Annotated in this window: 19 protein-coding genes; 12 read left to right on the forward strand and 7 right to left on the reverse strand. The window is 59.5% G+C overall.

The window, feature by feature from the left end:
* Positions 1-35 precede the first annotated feature (35 nt).
* Positions 36-1,925, forward strand: coding sequence for a methyl-accepting chemotaxis protein (locus tag PFEN_RS12730; protein ID WP_191487179.1), 1,890 nt, complete (start codon positions 36-38; stop codon positions 1,923-1,925).
* A gap of 103 nt (positions 1,926-2,028) precedes the next feature.
* On the opposite strand, the gene PFEN_RS12735 is transcribed toward PFEN_RS12730, so the two are convergent.
* Together PFEN_RS12735 and purU are read right to left on the reverse strand one after the other, a co-directional pair.
* Entirely contained in the window at positions 2,029-2,208 is a 180-nt protein-coding gene (locus PFEN_RS12735) for a hypothetical protein (RefSeq protein ID WP_191487180.1), read from the reverse strand.
* Between the two features lie 30 nt (positions 2,209-2,238).
* Complete coding sequence (purU, locus tag PFEN_RS12740; protein WP_191487181.1) at positions 2,239-3,087, reverse strand: formyltetrahydrofolate deformylase; 849 nt, start codon at positions 3,085-3,087, stop codon at positions 2,239-2,241.
* A 349-nt stretch (positions 3,088-3,436) separates the two neighbouring features.
* Between purU and mvaT the strand changes: the two genes are divergently transcribed.
* A complete protein-coding gene (gene mvaT / locus PFEN_RS12745; protein WP_191487182.1) occupies positions 3,437-3,814 on the forward strand; it encodes a histone-like nucleoid-structuring protein MvaT in 378 nt (125 codons plus the stop codon).
* Between the two features lie 91 nt (positions 3,815-3,905).
* Here mvaT and sbcB read toward each other — a convergent pair whose 3' ends face one another.
* Entirely contained in the window at positions 3,906-5,342 is a 1,437-nt protein-coding gene (gene sbcB, locus PFEN_RS12750) for an exodeoxyribonuclease I (RefSeq protein ID WP_191487183.1), read from the reverse strand.
* A 171-nt stretch (positions 5,343-5,513) separates the two neighbouring features.
* Between sbcB and PFEN_RS12755 the strand changes: the two genes are divergently transcribed.
* The 10 genes from PFEN_RS12755 (at position 5,514) to PFEN_RS12800 (ending at position 16,100) form a co-directional block, all read left to right on the forward strand.
* A complete protein-coding gene (locus PFEN_RS12755; protein ID WP_191487184.1) occupies positions 5,514-6,239 on the forward strand; it encodes an RDD family protein in 726 nt (241 codons plus the stop codon).
* The gene (locus PFEN_RS12760) at positions 6,236-7,216 is read left to right on the forward strand and encodes a stage II sporulation protein M (RefSeq protein WP_191487185.1); all 981 of its coding nucleotides are present in this window, start codon (positions 6,236-6,238) and stop codon (positions 7,214-7,216) included. Before PFEN_RS12755 ends, PFEN_RS12760 begins: the two co-directional genes overlap by 4 nt.
* Positions 7,203-8,735: a DUF4129 domain-containing protein gene (locus tag PFEN_RS12765; protein ID WP_191487186.1), complete on the forward strand. Its 1,533-nt coding sequence runs from the start codon at positions 7,203-7,205 to the stop codon at positions 8,733-8,735. Before PFEN_RS12760 ends, PFEN_RS12765 begins: the two co-directional genes overlap by 14 nt.
* Positions 8,732-9,907, forward strand: coding sequence for a DUF4350 domain-containing protein (locus PFEN_RS12770; RefSeq protein ID WP_191487187.1), 1,176 nt, complete (start codon positions 8,732-8,734; stop codon positions 9,905-9,907). Before PFEN_RS12765 ends, PFEN_RS12770 begins: the two co-directional genes overlap by 4 nt.
* 132 nt (positions 9,908-10,039) lie before the next feature.
* Complete coding sequence (locus PFEN_RS12775; RefSeq protein WP_191487188.1) at positions 10,040-11,188, forward strand: tyrosine-type recombinase/integrase; 1,149 nt, start codon at positions 10,040-10,042, stop codon at positions 11,186-11,188.
* On the forward strand, positions 11,188-12,867 hold the full coding sequence (locus tag PFEN_RS12780; protein WP_191487189.1) for a hypothetical protein: 1,680 nt from the start codon (positions 11,188-11,190) through the stop codon (positions 12,865-12,867). The genes PFEN_RS12775 and PFEN_RS12780 overlap by 1 nt, the downstream gene beginning before the upstream one ends.
* Positions 12,864-14,753, forward strand: a complete 1,890-nt coding sequence (locus PFEN_RS12785; RefSeq protein ID WP_191487190.1) for an integrase — start codon at positions 12,864-12,866, stop codon at positions 14,751-14,753. Before PFEN_RS12780 ends, PFEN_RS12785 begins: the two co-directional genes overlap by 4 nt.
* Entirely contained in the window at positions 14,750-15,178 is a 429-nt protein-coding gene (locus PFEN_RS12790) for a TetR family transcriptional regulator (protein WP_191487191.1), read from the forward strand. The genes PFEN_RS12785 and PFEN_RS12790 overlap by 4 nt, the downstream gene beginning before the upstream one ends.
* Positions 15,179-15,417: 239 nt before the next feature.
* Positions 15,418-15,621 (forward strand): transposase, encoded by a 204-nt coding sequence (locus tag PFEN_RS31460; protein ID WP_191487192.1) that lies wholly within the window; start codon positions 15,418-15,420, stop codon positions 15,619-15,621.
* A complete protein-coding gene (locus PFEN_RS12800; RefSeq protein WP_191487498.1) occupies positions 15,543-16,100 on the forward strand; it encodes a hypothetical protein in 558 nt (185 codons plus the stop codon). Before PFEN_RS31460 ends, PFEN_RS12800 begins: the two co-directional genes overlap by 79 nt.
* Positions 16,101-16,463: 363 nt before the next feature.
* Here the strand turns inward: PFEN_RS12800 and PFEN_RS12805 are convergent, their stop codons facing one another.
* From PFEN_RS12805 to PFEN_RS12820, 4 genes are all read right to left on the reverse strand, one after another.
* Positions 16,464-20,498 carry a hypothetical protein gene (locus PFEN_RS12805; RefSeq protein WP_191487193.1) on the reverse strand — a complete coding sequence of 1,345 codons (4,035 nt, stop codon included), beginning with the start codon at positions 20,496-20,498 and terminating at the stop codon, positions 16,464-16,466.
* Positions 20,499-20,512: 14 nt separating this feature from the next.
* On the reverse strand, positions 20,513-20,920 hold the full coding sequence (locus tag PFEN_RS12810; RefSeq protein WP_191487194.1) for a DUF6375 family protein: 408 nt from the start codon (positions 20,918-20,920) through the stop codon (positions 20,513-20,515).
* Positions 20,917-21,834: a radical SAM protein gene (locus tag PFEN_RS12815; protein WP_191487195.1), complete on the reverse strand. Its 918-nt coding sequence runs from the start codon at positions 21,832-21,834 to the stop codon at positions 20,917-20,919. The genes PFEN_RS12810 and PFEN_RS12815 overlap by 4 nt, the downstream gene beginning before the upstream one ends.
* Positions 21,835-22,993: 1,159 nt before the next feature.
* Positions 22,994-23,998: a hypothetical protein gene (locus tag PFEN_RS12820; RefSeq protein WP_191487196.1), complete on the reverse strand. Its 1,005-nt coding sequence runs from the start codon at positions 23,996-23,998 to the stop codon at positions 22,994-22,996.
* Positions 23,999-24,392: the final 394 nt, after the last annotated feature.

Genomic DNA, 24,392 nt, shown 5'->3' on the forward strand with positions numbered 1-24,392 from the left:
CTGGACACCAGATACCTTAGCGGACCTCGAACCCCATGAACAAAAATCTCAAATTCAGCCACAAGATCCTGCTCGCCGCGTCGCTGATCGTTCTGTCAGCCTTCGCGCTCTTCACACTGTACAACGACTATCTGCAACGCAATGCGATCCGCGACGATCTCAACAGTTATCTGCATGAGATGGGGGGCGTCGCCGCCAACAATATCCAGACCTGGCTGACCGGGCGCAGCCTGCTGGTGGAAAACCTGGCCCAGTCGGTCGCTCTCAACGCCGACCCTGCCAACGTCTCCAACCTGCTGGAACAGAAAGCCATCACCAGCACCTTCATGGGCGCCTATCTGGGTAGCAAGGACGGTAGCTTCATGATCCGTCCGGACAGCAAGATGCCCGACGGCTATGACCCGCGCGTCCGCCCCTGGTACAAAAGCGCCGAGAACAGCAGCGACTCGGCCCTGACCGAACCCTATATCGACCTGGCATCCGGGCAGTTGGTGATCTCCATCGTCAACACCGTGCGCAAGGCCGGCCAGAGCATCGGCGTGGTGGGCGGCGACCTGAGCCTGCAAGCCATCGCCGACAGCCTCAACGCGCTGAATTTCCACGGCAACGGCTACGCCTTCCTGGTCAGCGCCGACGGCAAGATCCTGGTGCACCCGGACAAAGCCCTGGTGATGAAAAATCTCAGCGACGCCTATCCCCAGGATACCCCGCGCATCGGCAACGAAATCAGCGAAACCGAGGCCAATGGCAAAACGCGCATCGTCGCCTTCGCACCGATCAAGGGCCTGTCCTCGGTCAGTTGGTATGTCGGCCTGTCCGTGGACAAGGACAAGGCCTTTTCGATGCTCAGCAAATTCCGCAGCTCCGCGGTGGTCGCCACGACCGTCGCCGTGCTGATCATCATCGCCCTGCTTGGTCTGTTGATCCGCGCGCTGATGCAGCCGCTGCACGTGATGACCCGCGCCATGCAGGATATTGCCGACGGCGAAGGCGACCTGACCCGGCGCCTGAAGATCGAGTCCCAGGACGAGTTCGGAATCCTTGGCACCGCCTTCAACCACTTCGTCGAACGCATCCACACCTCGATCCGCGAAGTCTCCTCGGCGACCCAGCAGGTCAACGAAGTGGCCCTGCGGGTGGTCAGCGCCTCCAACTCATCGATGCACAACTCCGATGAGCAGGCCAATCGCACCAACAGTGTCGCCGCGGCCATCAACCAGTTGGGCGCCGCCGCCCAGGAAATCGCCCGCAACGCCGCCCAGGCCTCGCACCAGGCCAGCGACGCACGCGGCCTGGCCGAAGACGGTCAGCAGGTGGTGGAGCGCAGCATCAAGGCCATGCACCAACTGTCGGAAATGCTCGCCACCTCAAGCACCAATATCGAATCGTTGAACAGCAAGACGGTGAACATCGGGCAGATTCTCGAAGTGATCACCAGCATCTCCCAGCAAACCAACCTGCTGGCCCTCAACGCCGCCATTGAGGCGGCCCGGGCCGGCGAAGCCGGACGTGGCTTTGCGGTGGTGGCGGACGAGGTGCGCAACCTGGCTCACCGCACCCAGGAATCGGCCCAGCAAATCCAGACCATGATTGAAGAATTGCAGGTTGGCGCCCGGGAGTCGGTCGGCACCATGGGCCATAGCCAGCGCCACAGCCTGGAAAGCGTGGAAATCGCCAACCTGGCCGGCGAGCGCTTGAGCAGCGTGACCCAGCGCATTGGCGAAATCGACGGCATGAACCAGTCCGTCGCCACCGCGACCGAGGAGCAAACCTCGGTGGTCGAGTCGATCAACATGGACATCAGCGAGATCAACACCCTCAACCAGGAAGGCGTGGAAAACCTGCAATCCACCTTGCGGGCCTGCTCCGACCTCGAACAGCAAGCCGCCCGGTTGAAGCATCTGGTGGGTAGCTTCAGGATTTAAGCGACGCCGAAAAGCCTTGTGGGAGCGGGGCTTGCCCGCGAAGAGGGCCGTGAGAGCGCTAAAAAGCTTCGCGGGCAAGCTCCGCGCCCACAAGGCGATGCAATCAGCGCTTGAGGGGGTCGGCCTTGGCCTGTTTTTCCCGCAACTGTTGCCAGAGCTCGGCGGCACCGGAAAACTCGGTGCCGTGTTCGTCCGTCATGGCCTCGGTGTCGTAACGGCTCAGACAACCTTCCCCCAGGGTCGGTGGCGCCTTGGCCGTTGCCTTGTCGAGTGGATCGCTCATCACCACGCCTCCAGGCCCATGAACGGGCTGTCAGAACACCACGGTCTTGTTGCCGTGCACCAGCACACGATCTTCCAGGTGATAACGCAGGCCACGGGCCAGCACCATCTTCTCGACATCGCGACCGAAACGCACCATATCCTCGATGCTATCACTGTGACTTACACGCACCACATCCTGTTCGATGATCGGGCCGGCATCCAACTCCTCGGTTACATAGTGGCAAGTCGCCCCAATCAACTTCACGCCCCGCAGGGATGCTTGGTGATAGGGCTTGGCGCCGACGAACGACGGCAGGAAGCTGTGATGGATATTGATAACCTTGTGCGCGTACTCGCGGCACAGTTCCGGCGGCAGGATCTGCATGTAGCGCGCCAGTACCACCACGTCGGCGGCGTGATGCTTGACCAGGCGCGACACTTCGGCGAACGCGGGCTCTTTGTCCTGCGGGTTCACCGGTACATGGTAATAAGGAATGCCATGCCACTCGACCATGCTGCGCAGGTCGTCGTGGTTGGAAATCACGCAGGCGATCTGGCAATCGAGCTCATCGCTGTGCCAGCGGTGCAGCAGGTCGGCCAGGCAATGGGATTCACGGCTGGCCATCAACACCACGCGCTTCTTCTGCTCGGTGTCGGTGATCCGCCAGGTCATGGAAAACTCTTCGGCGATCGGGGCAAACGCCTCACGAAAGGCGTCCAGGCCGAACGGCAGGCTGTCGGCACGAATCTCGTGACGCATGAAGAACCAACCACTGAGGTTGTCGGAGTGATGGCTCGCTTCGGTGATCCAACCGTTGTAAGACGCCAGAAAGTTACTGACTTTGGCAACGATGCCAACGCGGTCGGGGCAGGCAATCACCAGCCGGAAAGTGCGCATGAGGGGAAAACTCCAGAACTTCGCAAAGGTAGCCATTCTAGCGAGTGCGCGACAAAACTGCAGTATTCGTTGCACCGACGGGGCACTCCCATCCGTCCGCCGGTTTCTCACCTCGCGTGTCTTGGGTTTTCCCCGAGTGACGCAGTGGACAGCGCCGATAATTCAAACATCCCGACAACAAGACAGCTCTTGGCCGCCACGGCAAAATATCTAAGTCGGCGACAAGCGCCGGCTTAAGTTTCAAATAAAATGCAATAAACCTTCTATTAAATGTTTACTTGCTCAAACACTCTGACTACTATTACGTCACTGTACCCCGCTCGTCCTGACTCAACATAAGGTAGTGTCCATGTCCCTGATCCAGAAATACCACGAGACCAAAAACGCCATCGAAGAACTGCAAGCCCAAATGGCTGCCATGGAAAAAGACGGCGCGCTGAAAAAAGAAATGGAATTCGAAAGCAAACTGCGCACTCTGCTGGGTGAATACAACAAGTCCCTGGTCGACGTCATCGCCATTATGGACCCACAGGCCAAAACCGGCAAAACCGTACGCGGCGCCGTGAAAACCACCGGCACCAAACGCGCACGTAAAGTCAAGCAATACAAGAACCCGCACAACGGTGAAGTGATCGAAACCAAAGGCGGCAACCACAAGACTCTGAAAGAGTGGAAAGCCAAGTGGGGCGGCGACGTGGTTGAAGGCTGGGCGACCCTGCTGGGCTAAGCCAGGCCGGTCACGGACGCTATTCGCGACCTACAAAAAAACGCCAGTTCACTGGCGTTTTTTATTGCCTGTCATTTAATCGCCAACGTGTTTAATCGGTCGGAATGTTAAAACGTGTAAACAACGATCGCGCATACTCCTGCCACTGCTCCAGCACCTGACGCTGCTCAGCTGTCGCATTCAGCAAACACTTCATGAGCTGCTCGGTAAAATCCGCCAGGGTATTCGGCGCCCCGCAGACCGCCTCGGTCAGGCGCAGTCGGCAAAATGTCCGCCAACGTTGTTGCTCTTCTTCACTCAAGCTGGCGGGAAAGTTGCGTGCCCGGTAACGGAATAATAATTCCGGCAAACGCTCATCATCGAACGGCCATTGCGCACGCGCCAACTGCTCGGGGCCCGCAGTGCGAACTTGTTCACACAATCGTCGGTCACGATCACCGATAAAACCGTCGTACAACTGCTGCTCCGGATCTTCACTGGGAGCGAAATCTTCGCTGGCATAAAGGGCCTGGACTTTATCCCGCCAAACTTCCTGCGCAGCGCTCAGTTGCTGGCGGCGCGCCTCATAAAGCGCCATGTCCAACTGCAGACGCTGCTGATCTTCGCCACGCAATACATTCAGCGGGGCCACCACCGGGCAACGGTTGACATGAATCAACTTGAGCGGCACTGGCATCTGCCCTTCGCCCAGGTCGCCATGACGGGTATAGAGTTGCTCGCGCAAGGTCTCGGCATCCAGCGTCAACAGCGGCTGCGGATCCTGGGACAGATCGCAGACAATCAAGGCATTGCGGTTACGCGGATGCCAGGCCAAAGGCAGGACAACCCCCAGGTAATGGCGAGCGGCCGAGAAGCGGCCACTGATATGCACCATCGGCTGCAACAGGCGAACCTGGTCCAATACCCGCTGCTTGCTGCGCAGTTGAAACAGCCAGTCATACAACTTCGGCTGTTTCTCGCGAATCAATCGCGCCAGGGCAATGGTGGCGCGTACATCGGACAAGGCCTCGTGGGCATGGCCATGATCGATGCCATTGGCGGCGGTCAGGCGTTCAAGCCGCAGGGTCACGCGCCCGTCCTCCTCGGGCCAGACGATCCCTTGCGGGCGCAGTGCGTAGGCCGCGCGCACCACATCGATCAGGTCCCAGCGACTGTTGCCGCCCTGCCACTCGCGGGCATAAGGATCGAAAAAGTTTCGATAGAGGCTGTAACGGGTAATTTCGTCGTCAAACCGCAAAGTGTTGTAGCCGGCGCCACAGGTCCCCGGTTGGGACAGTTGGGCGTGCACCCGCGTCATGAAGTCGGCCTCCGCCAAGCCCTGCTCGGCGAGCTGCCGCGGGGTGATGCCGGTGATCAGGCAAGCCGCCGGGTGTGGCAGGATATCCTCGCTGGGTCGGCAATACAGGTTGACCGGCTCGTCGATCTCGTTGAGCTCGGCATCGGTACGGATGCCCGCCACCTGCAAGGCGCGATCACAGCGCGGATTGATCCCGGTGGTTTCGTAGTCGTACCAGAAGATAGAGGTCACGGCGGATTCCTGAACAAAAGACCGATGCAGTCTAGGCGTTCGGCGACCCCTCGGACCAGCATCCCGTAACAACTTGACGCTATGACTTCGATACCGTTCATTACAGAGTTAAGTTGCTTAGCCAGGCGCCGCTGGCTAGGATCGGGCCTCTGTCCGCAAGGACCTGTCACTATGCCGTCGATTTCAGCACCGACAAGGAAGACTGCGCTGCCAACCCCCCTGGACACTCACTACCGGGTCGAAACCCCGGAAGGCATCGACCTGCCCCTGCGCCCGGCCGGCCTGCCCGTGCGAGCCCTGGCGTTCGCCATCGACCTGGGCGTGCGCGGCGTGCTGCTCGGGGTTCTGTTGAGCAGCCTGATGCTGCTCGGCAAGCTGGGTCTGGGCCTCGGCTCGATTGTGCTATTCCTCGTCAGTTGGTGGTACATGGTGCTGTTCGAAGTGCTCAACCAGGGGCGCTCGCCGGGTAAACAGTTAATGGGCCTGCGCGTCGTGCATGACGACGGCACGCCGATCGGCTGGGCCGCCTCCCTGACCCGCAACCTGCTGCGCTTTGTCGACATGCTGCCGTTCGGCTATTGTCTCGGGGCCATCAGTTGCCTGCAGCACCCGACCTTCAAGCGCCTCGGCGACCTGGCCGCGGGCACGCTGGTGGTCTATCGCGAACAACCGCTGCCGCGCCCGGCCTTGCCCCAGGCGACCCCGCGCACGGCGCCTTTCGTTCTGCGCCTGGCGGAACAGCGGGCGGTATTGAGTTTCGCCGAACGCCAGGGCGAACTCAGCGCCGAACGCACCCATGAACTGGCGGCGCTGCTGGCCACGCCCCTGGGCGTGCCGCCCGCCCGGGCAGCGACCGAATTGAACGGTATCGCCCACGGCTTGCTGGGCCAGCTATGAAACAGAGCCTCTTCGAAAACCGCCATCAGCCCGAGTGGCAACGTTTTGCCCAATGGCTCGAGCAGATGGAGCGCGGCAAGGTAAAAGCCACCGACCTGAACGAGTTCCCCGCCCACTACCGGCGTCTCTGCCAACAACTGGCCCTGACCGAGGAGCGCGGCTACAGCAGCCACCTGGTCGACACCCTGCAACAGCTGGTCTTGCGCGGACATCAGCAACTCTATCGGCATCGCAGCCACCTCGGCACCTCGCTGCTGGGGTTCGTCTTCGCCGGCTTCCCGCGCCTGGTGCGCGAGCAATGGCCCTTCGTCCTGGTCGCCGGTGTGCTGTTCTTCGCCAGCCTGGGGCTGACCGGCGTGCTGATCTATCTGTTTCCGGACCTGGTCTACAGCATCGTCAGCCCCCAGCAGGTCGCCGACATGCAAGCCATGTATGACCCCGCCGCCAGTCGCCTGGGACGCACCGTCGCGCGGGCCTCCAGCGAAAACTGGGTGATGTTCGGCTACTACATCATGAACAACATCGGCATTGCCTTTCAGACCTTCGCCAGCGGCTTGCTGTTCGGCCTGGGCAGCCTGTTCTTCCTGCTGTTCAACGGCCTGACGATCGGCGCCGTGGCCGGGCACCTGAGCCAGATCGGCTACGGACAGACCTTCTGGTCTTTTGTCATCGGCCACGGCGCCTTCGAACTCAGCGCCATCGTCCTCTCCGGGGCCGCCGGACTGCAACTGGGCTGGGCGCTGGTGGCGCCGGGACGTCTGTCCCGCGGCGAGGCCCTGCGCCTGAGCGCGCGGCAAAGCATCCAGATGGTCGGCGGGGTCATCGTGTTCCTGCTGATCGCCGCCTTTATCGAAGCCTACTGGTCTTCCATGACCCAGCTCGCCCCCTGGATCAAATATACGGTGGGCGCGGGACTCTGGCTGCTGGTGGCGGCCTATCTACTGCTGGCCGGAAGGAGCGAACATGCGCCTGACTGACGCCAGCGTCGCCATTCGCCCGCGCAGCACCTGGGAGGCCATGGACCTCGGCGTACTGCTGGCCCGGCAACATCGCGGCTTGCTGATGAGCGCCTGGGCGCTGGTCAGCCTGCCGGTCTTCGCCCTCCTGAGCCTGCTGCTCTGGGACCACCCCTCCATCGCCCTGCTGCTGTTCTGGTGGTTGAAACCGGCGTTCGAGCGCTTGCCACTGTATATCCTGTCCAGGGCCCTGTTCGGCGACACCCCGTCCCTGAAGCAGGCGCTCAAGGCCTGGCCGCGCCTGCTCAAGCCGCAGCTGCTGGCGAGCCTGAGCTGGCGCCGCCTGAGCCTGAGCCGTAGCTTCACCTTGCCGGTACAACAACTCGAAGGCCTCGACGGGCTGGCCCGCCAGCAGCGCCTGCGGGTGCTCTTGCCCCAGAGCCTGCGCGCGGCACGCTGGCTGACGCTGATCGGCGTACACCTGGAATATGTCCTGTGGATCGGCCTGATGGCGCTGTTCTATCTGTTGCTGCCACGGCAGATCGACATCGACTGGCACTGGCAGAAACTGCTGTTCGCCGCCCAGCATGAGTGGCTCTGGCTGGAACACCTGAGCAACGCCTTCTACGCGCTGATCCTGATCCTCTGGGAGCCTGTTTATATCGCCTGCGGCTTCAGCTTGTACCTCAACCGCCGAACCGTGCTGGAAGCCTGGGATATCGAACTGGTTTTCCGTCAGTTGCGCCAGCGCCTGCTGCCGGTGGTCGCCGCGCTGCTGCTCGGCGTCGGCCTGCTGTCGATGCCCTTTGCGCAACCGGTCATGGCCGCCGAACCGCCCGCGCCGGATACGCCGCGCCTGCTCAAACAACCGCTGACCAGCCAGGCATCCAAGGACGCCATCAAGGCATTGTTGCAAGCGCCGCCATTCAAGAACCCGGAAACCGTCACGCGCTGGCGGCTGGGCGAACCGTTGGACAAGGCCCGCGGCAAACCCTCTTCCGGCTGGCTGAAGGCCCTGCTGGAACGTTTTGACAGTCGCATCGCCGGGACACTCGCCCACGGGCTGGAGATTCTGCTCTGGGCCGTGCTGTTCGGCTTGCTGGCCTGGTTGGCCTGGCGTTATCGGGACGGCCTGCGGACCTTCGTCGGCCGCCCGAAGCCCCGCGCCCACCCCATCCCGAGCGCCGCGCCGCAACTGTTCGGCCTGGCACTGGGCGTCGAGACCTTGCCCGAGGATATCGCCGCCAGCGCCGAGACCCTCTGGCCCCTGCAACCGCGCGAAGCCATGAGCCTGCTCTATCGGGGCCTGCTCAGCCGCCTGTTGCATGACTATCAACTGCCCTTGAAGAACGCCGATACCGAAGGCCAGGTCCTGGAGCGGCTCGCCCAGTTGCGCGAACCCGCCCTCCAGGCCTTCAGCCAGGAATTGACCGCCCACTGGCTGAACCTCGCCTATGGGCATCGCCTGCCGGCGCTCCAGCAACAACAGGCGTTGTGCGAAGGCTGGCGACGGTTGTTCGGTCCGGGAGCCGGCCAATGAACCGGCGTCTTGCCTGGCTGATCGGCCTGGCGCTGCTGGCGTTGCTCGCCGGCATGGGCCTCTATCTCTACCTCAAGGCCACGCCCTATACCGAGGTCATCGATCACGGGCCCTCGCCCGAGGCCCGTGCCAACCCTTATCTGGCCGCCGAACACTATCTACGCCAGCGCGGCCTGACGGTCAGCCATGCCAACAGCCTGGACATCCTCCCCGGCCTGGACCCACGTGGGCGCAGCCTGATGCTGCTGGGCGAGCGCTCGAACATGACCCCGCGCCAGGCCGACCAACTGCTCAACTGGACCCGGGCCGGCGGCCGCCTGCTGTTCGTCGCCGAGGCCTTGTGGGACCCCAGGACCGGAAACAGCGGCGACCTGCTGCTCGACCGCGTACAACTGCGCCAGTTGTTGAGCAAGGACCTCAAGGGCGACGGTCCGGAACCGGAAGACGAGCATTACCCCCTGTTGACCCGGATGTACCTGGAAGACGAGGACGCTCCGGCCTATTTCAGCTTCGATACCGCGTTCCACCTGTCCGATCCGAAGAGCCTGGCGCAATCCTGGGCCAACAGCGCGACCTCCACCCACCTGATGCAACTGGACTACGGCGCCGGCAGCGTCATCGTACTGACCGACGCCGACCTCTGGACCAACCGCGCCATCGGCCGCTACGACAACGCCTGGCTGCTCTGGTACCTGGCCCAGGACAGCGAGGTGACCCTGCTGTTCAACACCGATCACGACAATCTGCTCACCCTGCTGTGGCGCTACTTCCCCCAGGCCCTGGTCGCCCTCGCCGCCCTCCTCGGCCTGTGGTTATGGCATGTCGGTCTGCGCCAGGGGCCGCTGCAAGCCCCCGCCTCCCGGGCACGCCGCCAATTGCAGGAACACCTGCGGGCCAGTGCCGACTTCCTGCTCCGCCGCAGCGGCCATGAGGCCCTGCTCCAGGCGTTGCGCCAGGACATCCTGCGCCGCGCCCGCAAACGTCACCCCGGTTTCGAACGACTCGGCGTTGCCGAACAATGGCAGGTGCTCGCGCGCCTGACCCGCCAACCCACCAGCGCCATCAGCCAGGCCTTGCGCCCGCGACCGAAGCAGCGCCTTTCCAGCGTCGACTTCAGCCGCCAGGTCGCCCACCTGCAAACTCTCAGGAATGCCCTATGTTCTGGAGCTTGAGGACCGTTAAATAGCTGTGGTAATAGATACAGACACTTAGCGGCTCAGGCATCCAAGGGCTGACCTAACGCCCCCTTGTACCGTCAGAGCAGATAAAAAGATCGCGTGTCTGGTCAATGCAGGAGACGGTGGATGGAGCTTGTGTGGGCTACTGAGGATTTCGTGATCGCCGGGCAACCTTACCCAGGGTTTCCCATTCTGCTGTGGGATTCGATGGAGAGCTGCGCCCAGGCCAATCAGTTCTTTCGCTACTACTTGCTTCGCGGGGCCATTGGCTCTAAGGATTCTTGGCCCAGTACCGGACGCGCACTGTACGACTTCTTCAGCTTTCTTCAGGCTCATGAGATTGACTGGCGCGACGTGGATCGTGGTGAGGCTAAAAGCCTTGTGGCGGCCTATCGGGACTACTGCTTGGTGACATGCGAGCTAGCACTAAACACTACTCGCCAACGCCTGACTTACATCTGCAAGTTCTACGAGTTCGCTCTGAAGGAGAGGTGGGTGACGCGCCTGCCCTTCAACTATGAAGAACGCACCGTAAAGCGCGTAACAAGGTTTCTTGGGCATATCGATGCCAGTGGCGGCAAAGTCATGGCAAACGATGTGATGCCACGTAGCCACAAATCCCTGCCCAAATTCTTGAGCATGGCCGAGATCAAGTCGCTCCTGGCGGCAACGGAGAATCCCCATCACCGGATGGTGATGCGCCTGGCGCTGCATACTGGCCTGCGCCGCGAGGAAATCGCTGCCTTCCCGCTGGCTTGTGTCTTCGACCCGGACAAGGTGGGACGAACCGAGTTCAACCTCCGTATTCGGCTTGATCCGTTCGACGGCAGCGGCATGGTGACCAAGGGCCGTAAGTCGCGAGATATTTACGTCAGCCGTAAGTTCATGGCCGAACTCTATCGCTATGTGACTAAGGTGCGTGGCGAGCGCGCCTCGCTGAGCAAAACCCCGCAGAAGTCGATGTTCCTCAACCAGTCCGGAGAACGCTATGGCGAGGATGGCAAGAGCCTCAACCGGATCATCAGCAAGGCCGGCAAACGGGCTGGGATCAAGGTACATACGCACATGCTCCGGCACACCTATGCCACCCATACCCTGGTTAGCCTTCAGCGTAACCCTGCGAACGGGCTGGATCCCCTGGTCTTCGTCCAGCGACAACTCGGCCACAGCTCGATTCAGACGACAATGGTGTACCTGCATCTGGTCAACGAAATGGCCGACGAGGCGGTGCTGGCTTATGACGATGAGTTAAGTGCAATGGCAGAGGCGGCCTGATGGGCAAGCGCAAGGTATTTACCAAGACCGACCTCAGCATCCCGCAAGTCGAGCACAGCCACGACGCGACAGGCAACGTGGTCATTCTGCCTGAGGTTATGCCTCCGACGAATACCACGGTCAAGTTCGGGCGAAACACCTCCAACAGCCGAAACTTCGATTTTGCCCGCTGGTACGGTGCTGGTATTGACCCCATCACCTACGCCTGCCAGCGCCAAATTGAACGCTTCCTCGCCGGTCAGGAGGGCGCCCTAACGGTCACCACTGTCGTTTCCTACTGCAAGAGTGGGCTGCGTAGCTTCCTCGACTATTGCATGCTCCGGGCGACGGCTTTTGGCCGTGACTTGGTCTTGGCAGATGTGAACCGGGACCTGATCGACAGCTATCTCAGCGATTTAGCTGGGCAGAGAGGGTTGACTACTTTTCCGAACTGCGTCTACACGAAAGCCAAGCCCGTGCTTCTCGCCTTGGGACGGAGAGGGTTATTCCCCTTGGTCACCTCTGGCGATGCTGCCACCTTCCCACGCAACCCCTTTCCAAACAACAAGCGCAAGACCAAGGGCGAGACGGCGCTGTCGAAGCTCGAGCGGCAAGAGTTCACGGTCGCGCTACGGCAGGCCATCAGGCCAATATGGACCGATAACACGCCTGTGACCGGCGATCTGCTGGTCTTTGCCCTGCTGGTCGTGGCGCTTCACACCGGACGCAATACCACTCCACTGCTCGAGATGGACCGCGACTGCTTGCGTCCGCACCCCAAAGACAACGCCGTATTCCTAGTGCTGTGGAAGCGGCGCGGCTACAAAACCAGCAAAGTGGCGCTACGCGCCGCATCGGACGCCGAGCGCCTTCTGGAATCTACGCCCAGCGTGAGAACCAACGTGGAGCGTCTGATCCGTCGCGTGATGGTCTTGACCGAGCCCCTGGATTCAGAGGCTCCAGACGACCTCAAGGGGCGTGTTTGGCTGTACCGCAGTCGCGCTTGGAGGTCAGTTGGTCAAGTTACGGCGTTGAGCGGACGAGTATTGGAGAAGGCGATAAGCAACCTTGTAGCTGAGTACGGCCTGAACGATAGCGACGGAAAGCCATTGCGCATCAATATCTCGCGCCTGCGCAAGACCTTTGCCAACCGCATCTTCGAGCTGACCGATGGCGATCTCGCGACCACGGCCGCAGCCCTTGGCAATACCCCCCGGGTAGCCGAGCAAAACTATTTGGCACCCAGCGCGGATACCCGTCGCAACTGGCAGTTCATGGGTGAGTTGCTGGTGCAGGAGTTGCTGACTGTAACCATCGGTGCGACCTATAAGGACACCCCCCTGGGGCGATGCACCGATCCGGTGAACGGCCAGTTCGCCCCGAAGCGTAAGGATGCGACCTGCATGAGCTTCATGAACTGCCTGCGTTGCAAACACTACGCAGTCACCGCCGAGGATCTGTACAAGCTGTTCAGCTTCTACTTCCGCGTGCTTGCCGAGCGCTCGCGGATGGACAAGCGGCGCTGGGCACGGGACTACGCCCACATTCCTCGCTTGATTGACCACTATATCGTTGCCGAGGGACTACGGCGTGGCACCTTCAAAACCGCAGCCGTTGAGGCAGCTCGTGAGCACGCCCGGTCCCAACCGCACCCATTTTGGTCGGTTGATCTGATCGACAGCCTGGAGGTCTTAGCATGAACGGCAATACCCTGGTGGGGCTACCTTGGACCGCCATTACTGTTCAGGCGGGCGATGTGCGTGAACTCCCCGAATCCGAACGCGACGCCCTAATCATTACCGCTACTCAGGTCGATGGGCAATGGATCATCATCAGCCGCTACGGCGACGACATCTGGCAACTCAACGGTTTCACCAGCAACGTCCCGGCCAACCAGAGGCGGCTGGACTTCGGCCGTGTGCCACCGGCGTTTCGGGCGGTGACGAAGGCAATGCTGTACCGCTACCTGCGACGAGGGCGTCTCGAGTCGGGTCGGCCTAAAGGCGCTATGGTTCGAAGTACCTTCTCCAATGCAATGCCATTCCTGCGCCACCTGAGAGCGCTGAAGCTCGATCACTTAGGAGTGGTGACGCCTCTGATCTGTGCGACCTATGTCGCAGCCTGCAAGGCGCACCGCCAGACCAACCGTTCTAAAGGCAAGCCATTATCGCCGCGAGGGTTGGAAGCCCGTTTCAGTGCAGTCGAAGCACTCCATGAACTGAGCCAGTACACCGACGACCGGATGCCTCAGCACCCTTGGCCCGAGACTTCCGCGAAGACAATGGCAGGGCTTAACGGCCGTAGCACCCAGGGTGGCAAGACGCAGCTGATCCCCGATGATGTGTTCTGCATCCTGTTCAAACGGGCCTACCAACAGGTTGAGCGCGGACAGCAACTGCTTGACCTGCGCGATGCACTGGATGCTACTGCGCCGCCGCGAAAGGGGCTATCAAACACTTCCATCTGTGAGGCCAAGAACCGCCACTTGGACGCCCTTGGCTGGGAGGGCAGTCTCAGGACATTCAACTCAACACTGAACGAGCTGCGCACAGCATGCTACATCGTCCTGGCCAGCACCTCCGGCTGCCGCAACCACGAGTTGGCCAACGTGCAGGCGGGCGCGCACCACCGCACCCACGACGATGACGGCACCGTCTGCCACTGGATGCGCTCTCGATCTGACAAGACAGATACAGGTATCCATGACTGGATGATCCCCGAGGCCGCTGTGCGTGCCCTGCGCGTCATGGAGCGTTGGTGCGTGCCCTATCAAGCCATGATCGCCGCCGAGATCATGCAGAGGCGCCGCGTCGACCCGCATGATCCGCAGATCACGGAGGCACACAAGCACCGCCATTCGCTCTTTCTCCGCGTATATACGAATGAGGGCAACCAAGTGCGCACGCTTTCTGGCGTGACTTGGGATGGGAACCTCAAGGCATTCGCCAAGAATTGCGGACTGGACTGGAAACTCACCAGCCACCAGTTCCGCCGCAAGTTCGCCAACTACGCTGCGCACAGCCGCTTCGGCGACCTGCGCTACCTCAAAGAGCATTACGCGCACTGGACGCTGGACATGAGCTTGGGATATGCCATGGACGATAGCTGGGGACAGCACCTGGACCTTGATCTGTACGCAGATATTCAGGGGGAGTTGGAAGATATAAAACTCAGCGTCGTCGATACCTGGCTGGGTGACGTCCCCCTGGCCGGGGGCTATGGCCACGCGCTCAAGCAGTGGCAGCGGGAACCACAGAATCTGCTGATCTTCAAAGATCACGCGTCGATGCTTAAGTCCATCGCTGAAAGCACTGCTATCCGCAGCAACGGCCATGCCTGGTGTACGGCAGACAATGACGGTTGCGTCGGGAACACCCTTGAACGCACCCGCTGTAGCGGCTGCGACCACTCAGTGATCGGAGGTGCCCACGCGCCTATCTACCAGCGACTTTACGATGATCTGAAAGGGTTGCTGCATTGCCCAGACATTGGTGAGGGCGGCCGCCAGCGCGTTGAACGAGATCTGAATCGCTGCCGCGACGTATTGGCCCAGTTAGGAATGGATCCGGAGACTTTGATCGCATGAAGCCCAAGGACAAAACAACCAACTACAAGCCGGCTGAGGATCGCGAGAAGGATCTGAAGCTCGCCCTCTACCGCATCCAGAAGGGCCGTGCCCGCAGCGGGGAAACCAAGGTTACTATCGCCGCAGTAGCCCGCGAGGCGGGCGTATCGACGGCACTAATCCACAATCACTACCCACGAATTGCCGAGGCTATCCGAGAGGCTCAGGGGCGCTCCAGTCGCGCCATGCGTGATGTGAAACAACAAGACTTGATTGCAGAGCGCAAGAAGTCCGCAGCGTACCGTCAGGAGATCGAGGAGCTGCGGACCAAGGTCGCAAATCTCGCGTCCATCAATGAAGTGCTATTAGACGAGAACCGTGTGCTCAAGGCTAAGATAAACGGCCCTCGGATAGTCGATCTAGCTTCAAGGAAGCCGCATGAATAGGCCGGTTCCGCCAATCAGCGCCACCTCGCCACTCTGGATCATGTGTTAACCAAATAATTGCGTTGTTAACCACCGTGGTTAACAGCTCAAATTTAAGGTTTACAACGCCGGCCGTAGATGCCGCTGGCCTCGGTTTAAGGTAACCGTCCGGCGAAGTCACCTACCGAACTCCAGCATTAAGGGCGATGGTGTCCGCGTATTTTTAAGCGGACGCGATCGCCCTTATCGCCAGGATTTCCATGCGCCAACGAAACTCTTACCCCAAACCATTCAAAGCCCAGGTCGTCCAGGAATGCCTGCAACCCGGAGCGACGATTTCCAGCGTAGCCATCCATCACGGCATCAATGCTAACGTGCTCCGCAAGTGGCTACCGATTTACCGGGATCAATCGCCCGCAACCTTGCCGGCTTTCGTTCCGGTAAAAACTGTAGCGGTCAACTAATCCCGGACACGACGTTGAGTTTTTCCTCGGCCCGCGCTGGCGCCAAGAGCACGCAGGGCTTTCTCTGCTACTCGTTTCCCAAGCGAATCGAAACCTTCGCCGTCCGGACCACAGCGGGGGTCAATGTGCTTGAAAAGCGCGCCGCCGATGATAAAACTTTCGATATCAAAGTCGCAGATTGGGGCTATGTGTCGATAGAGCGCCAGAATGAGCTTGCCAGGCAGGCCCGTGAGAAGGCAGTTGCCGACAAGCAGGAACAGCAGCTCCGCGACGCCTATAAGGTGAAGCATGTGGGTGCCCGGGTGTGCCAGGACCAGAAGAACATCCGCTTTCAAGGCACCGTAGAGCAGGTCAATGGCGACAAGGTAAAAGTCTTCGTGGAGCGTGCTGGGTATATCGGCGCCCCAGATCTACGGCCGGGCGGCTTCCAGCAGGAGTATTACTGGCTCAACGCCTGGGACGTTTACGCGTGCGAGTGACACAGCATCGAATGCCATCGTTCGGCTTCGGATAAAAGGCTAGAACTGGTACCCACTTAGGCGGGCACCACCGTCTCAAGCGACGGTGTCAGAAAGGAGTGTTGCCCGGAGAATTATTGATGAAAGACAAAATCGTCGGTTCCTTCCGAGATGCGAAATTACACCCCGCTTGACCGGTCGTTTGCATTCGATGCGACAAGCGCACGTAGCGGACACGCGAAGCGCTGATTTGAACGAGACGCGACTTGGTCAGGCCGTCTAGCGGCGAATCCATAACGACATACTGAATCCGCCGCCGGTTCCACGCCCTGCATAAACGGCTACTGCGCCCCAAAATGGCTGCGTCCCCTCGCCTGACTCGGCCTACGATTGAGTGCTCGAAGCAGGCTGATAGATGTGAGCACGCTTGTGAATATGCTGGTGGTCCGCGTAGTACTCGTGCAGGTTGTGCGCCTCGGCTGACCGGTGATGAAAGCCACGCTCTCCCCACATGAGCCACACCAGCGCCTTGCCGGAATGAGCCAAGTAGCTGTCAAGAAGGTCATGACGCAGATAGCTGAAAGAGCCACTGACCTGCGAGCCATGCTCGCCGACTTCGCGGTACAGCGACGCCACGCCTGAAGCATCGTACAAGTCCCATTTGTTGGCGCGGTACCTGAGACTCAAAGCCTCACAGAGCAGTTTGGAGGGCAGGTTCGCTCCGTTGTTCTGGTTCACCACGCTGTGGTAGCTCTCCCAGTTGTACTTCTGCACTGGGATGTCGATCGCGACGCCATTGTTTGACCACCTATCAGCGGACACCATGTATTCGGCGTGGTCGCCCTCTTGCTCATCGGCGACAGGCAGTCCCGGGATCGAGGAGAAAGGCATCTCACCCGCATAGGTGTAGTAGTAGCCTGGCACCTCCGGAATGGCGTCATTGCCGGGGTATTCGAGACTAGTGAATAACGTGCACAGGCGGTCGACTTCTCTGCTGTCCACGAGTACGCCTCGGAGGAAGGTGAAGACCTGTCGGTCATCAGCGGGAGCGTTCTGTTCGAGGAACCCGTCAAGTACGACCCACGGCCCCGTCAGGCCATCAATCTCCGCGATCTCGAGGATGTCGCGGTAGTCTGGTTGCGGCCCTCTCACCATCCAGTCGCCAGGACCCGTAGGCTGACCACTGAACAAGTCTGGGAGCAGGAGGTCGATGCTCGCGGCCTCGAGCGGGAACGTTGGGTCGATGTCCGCATCTGAGGGGCGAGCGTCGCGCTCCTCGGCAAGGAGGCCCTGCGCGTACCGGACACCCCACATCTCGAAGTAAGCGATCCAGCCGTACTTCTTCCCATATCTGTCGACCTTGTGCTTGTCATTTCCCATACGAGGGCCGGAGTTCATTTGCCGGTCAACAGCCTCGAAATTCTCGGGGTCGTAGCCAAGCATCAGCATTCGCGAAACGATTGCCGGCAGCACACGCTGGTACTCTGGGTTGCGGTCGTCGTAGTTCGACCGACCTGGGATCAGCCTCCCCATCGTGTAGTTGCCGAAGTCCATTCGAATCGCCGCGCGCTTCGCACGTTCGATCACCACTGGGTCGTACTGCGGCATGTTTTCAAACGGACTGGGCAGATGGCTAAACGGTGGAAGGAGATGAGCTGCTTCCTCCTCAGACAAGCAAGCCGGATCAACCATCCTTGCGATGGCAATGATTCCCAGACAGTACTGCTGATATAGCGCATGCCAAGTAGGATACGTCGCGCCAGGTGCGAACATCGCTTGATAAATATCACGAGCGACTCTAGGCAGTGCCTCACGCATCTCCACAGCATTAATATCCGACCAAGTGGTCAGCGCCATACCGTAGGCTGCGGCGAACATCCGCTCGGGGACGTATGGGTCTGAAACGGCAATTGCCTCCACTGCTAGCTGGAAAAACTCCCCAGGCCGCTTGGCGGCGAATTCGTACAGAGTCTTGGTGGCCACGTCCCGCAGGCTTCTGAACGTCGACGTCAGCGTCCACATCACCCAGCGCGCCCGCCGAATTTCTCGCTCGTCTAGGCTACCCGACTTCCATCTGGTCGACAGGAATTTGAAATCGTCTTCAACTCCCTCAGACCTCTCGCGAACCCACTCTGACCAGAAAAGATCGCGTTGCGTATTAGGCATGGCCAAGAGCACGCCGTGCAAGAAGTCCATGTCAAACGGATGCGCTCGCGCTGCCCTGGTATTCCGAAGTCTCTTGAAGGCCATCCGTGCGAACTGCTTCGACTCCTGCATTGCGCGCGCGAACCGTTCCACGGTTTCCCGCCCAATTTGTCTTGGGTCTGATTGAGCCGTCAACAACAGAGCGTTCATGACGCCGTTCTCGTCCGACAAGTCTTGCCAAAGCTGGCGCCTGCCAAAGCGGTACGGATATAGGCCAACCAGAGCCTGGAACACGTCGAAGGAGAAGGTATGCGATCCAGGCTCACGGAATTGGAACTGCGCGCGCCCTTCATCGCTTTGCAGCCATTGTGCCAAGGACGGCCTAGCAAGCAGGTGGCGCGCAATCATATGTCCGGCCATCAGGTCGTATGAAAACGCGATTCCTTGGCCGCCTTCTTCAAAAGTCGTTCGAACGAGGACACCTTCGGACTCCAGCGCGCGAATGACACTGACGTCCCAACGGCCCACGTCATGAACTGCCGTCCGAGCAGTTTTGAACTCCACGCTTCTCGCGTTGCCATCCCACAGGAGACCCGCGATCGTTAGCAGTGCATCTTGGACTTCATCTTGATAGATGCGATGCGCCGCTAGTGAAAGCTCAGCAACTCGTTCGGCAACCTTGTTGAAGTGCGCTTCAAACAGGCTTGCAAGCGAACTGGGCAGCGCCTCCACCCCGACAACATGCTGGCGCCGAGGGTTCGCCACCTCGCAGAAAATTCTCAGCGTCAACGGATGCTGTAAGAACTCGATTGGCAGATCCGCGTCGGTAGCGTCGATCTTGTAGTACTCAAAGTACTTGTCGATGGCCGTCTGCGGGTCTTCCTGGAACCCATTGTGCTCAACTTGAGGAAGCTCCTCCGGCAGGCACATCTGTGCGAACTCATTGCGCAGAGTGACAACCAGCAGGACGTGCGGAAAGTCCTTAAGAAGCTCATCCGCCCGGAAGAGCTCATCCTTCCAGTTTCTCGGGTCTTCTGCCTCATTCAGACCGTCGATGACAATTGGGATGCGCTTGCCCGCGCGCTGTCCCGCCGCATCAACGGCCTCAACCAGCCGGTCGAAGCTCTCCGCTGGCCTACCAGAAATCTTGAAGGCAGACACAAGATCGTCAAGCCCCTGGCCTGCATGAAGATTTTTGCCCAGTAGCAAGACACCGCCGGGGAGGTCTCCTTCTGGCTGCGTCACTTTGACGGCAAGCTCGGATTTTCCTTCACCCGCAGCTGCAAGCACGGCAACGGCTCGAACGCCGATCGACCTTTCCAGGCTGAGCAGCGTCGACGAAACTGCGTGGATGTCCGCGACGAGATTCGCGGTTAACGGAGCTCCCCCTGAACGAGCCCCACGCAGCTTCGAGAGAAGCCTGTCGCAGTGCACCGGTTGCGGTGGGTTTGCCGCCAGCATTTGCTGTACAGAGTCGAAGTCGCCCTTACCGAGCGATGTGTGCAGGTCATCTAGCAGGCCAGCCAATCCAATGGCTCGAGCCAAGAGCGAGTGTACTTCGGCCTTGAGTTCGGCTTTGATTTGCCCCGTGAGCGAAGCGATGTCCGTGCAATTCGTCTTGAGGGCACTTGAGAGTTTCTCCAGTGAGTCCCACGCACCTTGGCCGCCCAGATGCTTGAGCACCTTCTGTTCTGCTCCAACGACAACATGAACTTCCTGTTGGTATCGGCGCTTGAATGGAGCAGCAGCGAGCCTATGCTGCTCAGCAAGTAGTGCAGGCGTCAGAACGAGCTCGCCGAAATAGGTTTCTCGAAGTAGTGCTGCCGGCCCCACCAGGAGGTCTTCAATGTCCGTTGCCGTCAGCAGCTCCAACTTCAACTCGGGGAAGCGGTCTTCCTCAAGTCCGAAAAACCACTCTTGGTCTCCCTTTGTCAGCGTGTGGTGCGTCCAAAGCTTCCAGTCGGTCACACCTGGGACATGCTTGCGCGTCTTCTCCATGCCCTCGATGATCTTTTGTTTACGCGTGGCCCCCAAGTCTTGGCCGTTTGCCAGCTCATACCATTTGCATTGCCAGCCAATCCAGCGTGGCGACGCTCCGAGATCACATGCCTCCGTCAGCTGAAGATGAAACTCCACTCCAGGCTGATTTGCGAGCTGCTTGAAGCGACCGTAGCGTCCGTAGTGTCGGCGCACCAGAGAGCGGCAAAGCTTCTCGAAGTTTTCGTCCGCGGCTCCAGGTAGCTCGCTGAACACATCCCAATTTGCTGCAGGCATCGGCGTTCTCCCTGTCAGCTGGCATCGGCAGAATCAGACGGGTAGTCGTGCGAAGAGAAGACCTCGACCTTAGCCCCAGCCTCAATGAAGAGTTTCACGAACGCGGACACCTCCGCCTCGTCAGTCGTGACAGTGATTTTATCGCCTTCACGCGAGAGGTGATGATCGGATACCAACTGGCCAAGATCAGCCGGCCCTAAGGTGTTGAGGTTCAGACTGCACAGCAACGAGAGCATGTCATCTGAAAATCTCTGATTCTCAGGTTTAGCAAAAGGGATGGAGTAGCTGTCGTCTTTAGCAGCCTGAGCGCTGAGCTTGTCAATGTCCTTCTCGGCCTTCTCGGCGTCTTGCGCTCGCTTGAACTTACCGATGAGAACCAGGTTCATCGAATGCTCAGACCCGTATCCGTTCCAAATCTTCATGATTGCGTCTCTCCTTGGACCTCGAAGGTATTTCTGAGTCGCTTAAGCGCTGACAGAACGCCTGCGTCTCCAATCTTAGCGCCGACAGGCGAGTAAGAACTCGCACGAAGCATGCCGGACGCGTCTATGTGCGCATAGGCCTGAAGGCCTCGTTCATCGGGGAGCGGGTCGCACGTGGGCAGTCCTGACGCCCCCGCCTCACTGACCGCAAGGCGAACCTTACCTCTGTAGTTGGAGACCCAGTCCTGAAGGGCTCGGCCGACCACTCCATCCATGCTTGCGACTGCGGTTGTTGCTTGCTGAGGAAGCAACAGCAATTCACTAGCTCCAACGTTTTGCGCGAGCTCACTCATCGCGTCAAGTTCTGCAACCGTGCGCTCGTTGACCACGACGTTGAGCCCAAAGGGCGTCAAGGTCGCAATCGATTCCATGCCTCTGAGCAGGCTGGAAAACTGCTTCCCGCGCTGTTCTTCATAGGTGCGACCGACTCCGTCGACACTGATGCGTGCGAAGTGGATCGAGCCCTTGAGGCGCTCGACCAGCTGTGGCGTCAATCGATGACCGTGAGTCGTGAATGTGACCGCGAGCTGAGTTTCACCCGCAACCCGTTTGCATATGTCTACGAAGTCAGGATGCAGCGTGGGCTCGCCGCCGCCAAATCCGACGCCGAGGCACCCCTCAGTATCCAATTCTTTCAACCAGCCGAGCACCTGATCGGCATGCAGCGATGCCTTGTGCTTCGGCGCGTAGCAGTACGCGCAGTGAAGGTCGCAGACATTGGTGAGTGCAATGGATACCTGGCGGGGGGACGTCGACCAAACTGCCTCTTCCGGCCGCAGCTCGTCCAGCAGGAGATTCAGGCCTGAAAGTCGATCGAAAAGATGCACCCCGTTTGGGCCAATTCTGGATTTCATAAGGCATTGTCACCTAAAGCAGTTCTACCTTAAATAGGTCATCTAACGTGTCGATGTTCTCGGGGCAGCTCTTGGTGCAATCGTCTGCTAAGCGCCTTACTGCAAGTCAGCGCCACAGCCCATGCTCTGCCGATTCGAGGGCGCAGCTCTCACATGACACAGATTGATCACAGAGAACTTATATGAGGCGATTTGCACCGTGCGATCGAATGCTTCGACCGAGCCGGGCCAGTGCGGAGTCGCAACTTCCGTATTCTTACCGATAGTGGCCGTCGCGTCGCTAACACCGAGTGGCTACTTTTAGCCGATTTCAGCCTGTTGCCGCCAACCGATCACTGCCGGGAAAACGCAGGTCATTTCCTATGCGTGCTGCCCACATCGGTGATGACCATGGCTCTCCTATGATGAGTTAGGCCTAGTCTCGATACTTGAGGCCGATCAAGGCGCGGCAGTTTCGGGATTCGATACTTCCCTGCTTATAGGGCCAGCACACACGTTGTTTCATACTGAGCGATTGCCGGACGATCGTTAGCTTCACCTTCGTTGGAAGCTCCTTTCGTGGGGAAGGATCAGAGCCAGCGCGAAAAGCAACTACGTTGTCAGCACCTCTAGGAGTGAAGTTCTGATCATTGAAGACGGTTTGCCGAGCCGTGTTGGCTGGTAGACGTATGTCCGATGAAGCCTGGAGCTGCGAGGGCTCGAGATCTTGTCTCGACGGCATTTCACTGGAACGAAGCAGCCCCCCCTCTCCCAAGGTGGGGCTCATCGACCGTTTGTATGCTGAGTCGATGCTCGTGGCTCGGCCTATCAACTCGAGCGCCCCTATTGTGGCTATGCTTCCAACCACCAGACTAATGACCATGTAGAAAGCGCTACGTTTGTGACGTCTTCGGATGACTCGTTCTGGAGCATCGCTGATATCGGCTCTCATCCATTCTCCGGCCCGCCCTTGAGGAGTAAAAAGCCTCCCTCTTCTACGGGCTCAGCCCGCAAGGTGGCGGGCTAAAGGATGCAGCGGATTTGTCGGACGAGTTGAATCATATCAGGATGATGCGAATAACAGCCTCTGGCCAGAATCTGCAGGTAGCGATCGTCCGCCTTGGGTCGACAGCGGCCAGTCACGAATGGCAGCCTCCGGCAAAAGCAGCCGCTGATGAGATCACCCTTTACCCTTGGCGTCCTCGCGGATACCGAGCGTCAATTGCTCGACCAGCGTTAGGGCTTCTGCCACGGCCTCCCGCTTGATCACCAATCGCTGCCCAGACTTATACCGCGTGTCACCGGTTTTCCTGATGTAATCATCATCGACGACGCCCTGTGTGTGGGCTAGCAGGTGACGCTGCTGGAAGACCGTCGTCAGCTGTTCCATCTCGACGGTCGCAAGGTGCTTATCGTAACCGTGCCCTATGGCAGCAACCCAAAGATCTGAACCCTCCGCAAGGTTCTGAAATGCGTTGCGCCGAATCTTGGTTGTCGGCGCAACACGCGTGTAAAGCGCCTCTGTATTTCGCTGGAATGCCGTCACCGCGTTTTGCAAAGCGCTCTCAACTATCAGACGGCACGTGTTCTCCGCGGTGTCCGCATCTGAAATGGCGGCTCTAATGGCGTCAACGGCTTCAAGCGACTGCCGGATGCCCAGGGCCGTAAGATCAAAGACAAGCTCCGCTGCGTTTGCTCCACAAGACGGACAGAAATACGCCGCACCGACAACGGCATATCGACACCCGCATTCACCACAAGTGATTTTGAGACGCATGGGCGCTGCCGCGGCATAGGGAATCGGTACATGCTGAGGTCGGCTGTCCACCCTTAAGCTCATCGAGATGAATCCGCCCTTGGGCTGTCTCTGGTTGAACTTCTGCGCGTCACGGCGAAGCGCACCACCGATTGCCCCCTGAATATTCGCCAGTGCAACGTCCCGAACGTGATTAAGCTGTTCCTGCGTCCACCACTTCTGAGCATCGGCGGTGTGGCCGCAAAACGGACAAAAGACCTCCTCGTCCCTGACCTTGTCTTTCCAGTCTTCCATCAACACCTTGAACTGAGCTAAGCATTCTGGCGCGGGACACTCACGATCGAAGTAGTTGTCATCGTCTGCTGAGATGGAGACAGCAGATTTTTCGTCGCCAAGCTTTTTCAGTGCGCGGATTGTTTCTTCAAACATCGCCAGTCTCACCCAAAAGATATGTTTCCATTCAGAGGCGCCGCGAGTAGGCATTTCGCTCCAACTAAGCTACCACCGTCGCATCCTCCGAGCTATTTCCAGCCGCCTCTATGTGCTTTGGCAGCGTTGATGCGAAGCAGGGACTCACTGAAAGCTACCTCGATGATGCGGGCGCATCCACAGATATCCCGCATTAAAGCAAAGTCGCGTCGAAAGTGGTCGTTCGTGAGGGGCAGCTATACCCATAGCGGACAATCGCCTGTGTAAGCTCAGACGCCAAGTCTTTATGGCTCCCCGGCATAGTTCATCACAGATACCGTCCCGTTCCCCCTAGCAGGTCGCGTCTATTGGTCGTCCCCTTGGTTTTGATGGGACGTGGCCGGAACGAGCAACA

It is taken from the genome of Pseudomonas sp. FEN (assembly GCF_904067045.1).
Classification (GTDB): Bacteria; Pseudomonadota; Gammaproteobacteria; order Pseudomonadales; family Pseudomonadaceae; genus Aquipseudomonas.

What these genes read in the sequence shown, in the direction of transcription:
- PFEN_RS12820 (WP_191487196.1), bottom strand. Translation starts at nt 23,998, where the DNA reads ATGTTTGAAGAAACAATCCGCGCACTGAAAAAGCTTGGCGACGAAAAA.
- PFEN_RS12755 (WP_191487184.1), top strand. Translation starts at nt 5,514, where the DNA reads ATGCCGTCGATTTCAGCACCGACAAGGAAGACTGCGCTGCCAACCCCC.
- PFEN_RS12785 (WP_191487190.1), top strand. Translation starts at nt 12,864, where the DNA reads ATGAACGGCAATACCCTGGTGGGGCTACCTTGGACCGCCATTACTGTT.
- purU (WP_191487181.1), bottom strand. Translation starts at nt 3,087, where the DNA reads ATGCGCACTTTCCGGCTGGTGATTGCCTGCCCCGACCGCGTTGGCATC.
- PFEN_RS12780 (WP_191487189.1), top strand. Translation starts at nt 11,188, where the DNA reads ATGGGCAAGCGCAAGGTATTTACCAAGACCGACCTCAGCATCCCGCAA.
- PFEN_RS31460 (WP_191487192.1), top strand. Translation starts at nt 15,418, where the DNA reads ATGCGCCAACGAAACTCTTACCCCAAACCATTCAAAGCCCAGGTCGTC.
- PFEN_RS12760 (WP_191487185.1), top strand. Translation starts at nt 6,236, where the DNA reads ATGAAACAGAGCCTCTTCGAAAACCGCCATCAGCCCGAGTGGCAACGT.
- PFEN_RS12730 (WP_191487179.1), top strand. Translation starts at nt 36, where the DNA reads ATGAACAAAAATCTCAAATTCAGCCACAAGATCCTGCTCGCCGCGTCG.
- PFEN_RS12805 (WP_191487193.1), bottom strand. Translation starts at nt 20,498, where the DNA reads ATGCCTGCAGCAAATTGGGATGTGTTCAGCGAGCTACCTGGAGCCGCG.
- PFEN_RS12790 (WP_191487191.1), top strand. Translation starts at nt 14,750, where the DNA reads ATGAAGCCCAAGGACAAAACAACCAACTACAAGCCGGCTGAGGATCGC.
- PFEN_RS12815 (WP_191487195.1), bottom strand. Translation starts at nt 21,834, where the DNA reads ATGAAATCCAGAATTGGCCCAAACGGGGTGCATCTTTTCGATCGACTT.
- PFEN_RS12765 (WP_191487186.1), top strand. Translation starts at nt 7,203, where the DNA reads ATGCGCCTGACTGACGCCAGCGTCGCCATTCGCCCGCGCAGCACCTGG.
- mvaT (WP_191487182.1), top strand. Translation starts at nt 3,437, where the DNA reads ATGTCCCTGATCCAGAAATACCACGAGACCAAAAACGCCATCGAAGAA.
- PFEN_RS12735 (WP_191487180.1), bottom strand. Translation starts at nt 2,208, where the DNA reads ATGAGCGATCCACTCGACAAGGCAACGGCCAAGGCGCCACCGACCCTG.
- PFEN_RS12775 (WP_191487188.1), top strand. Translation starts at nt 10,040, where the DNA reads ATGGAGCTTGTGTGGGCTACTGAGGATTTCGTGATCGCCGGGCAACCT.
- PFEN_RS12810 (WP_191487194.1), bottom strand. Translation starts at nt 20,920, where the DNA reads ATGAAGATTTGGAACGGATACGGGTCTGAGCATTCGATGAACCTGGTT.
- PFEN_RS12770 (WP_191487187.1), top strand. Translation starts at nt 8,732, where the DNA reads ATGAACCGGCGTCTTGCCTGGCTGATCGGCCTGGCGCTGCTGGCGTTG.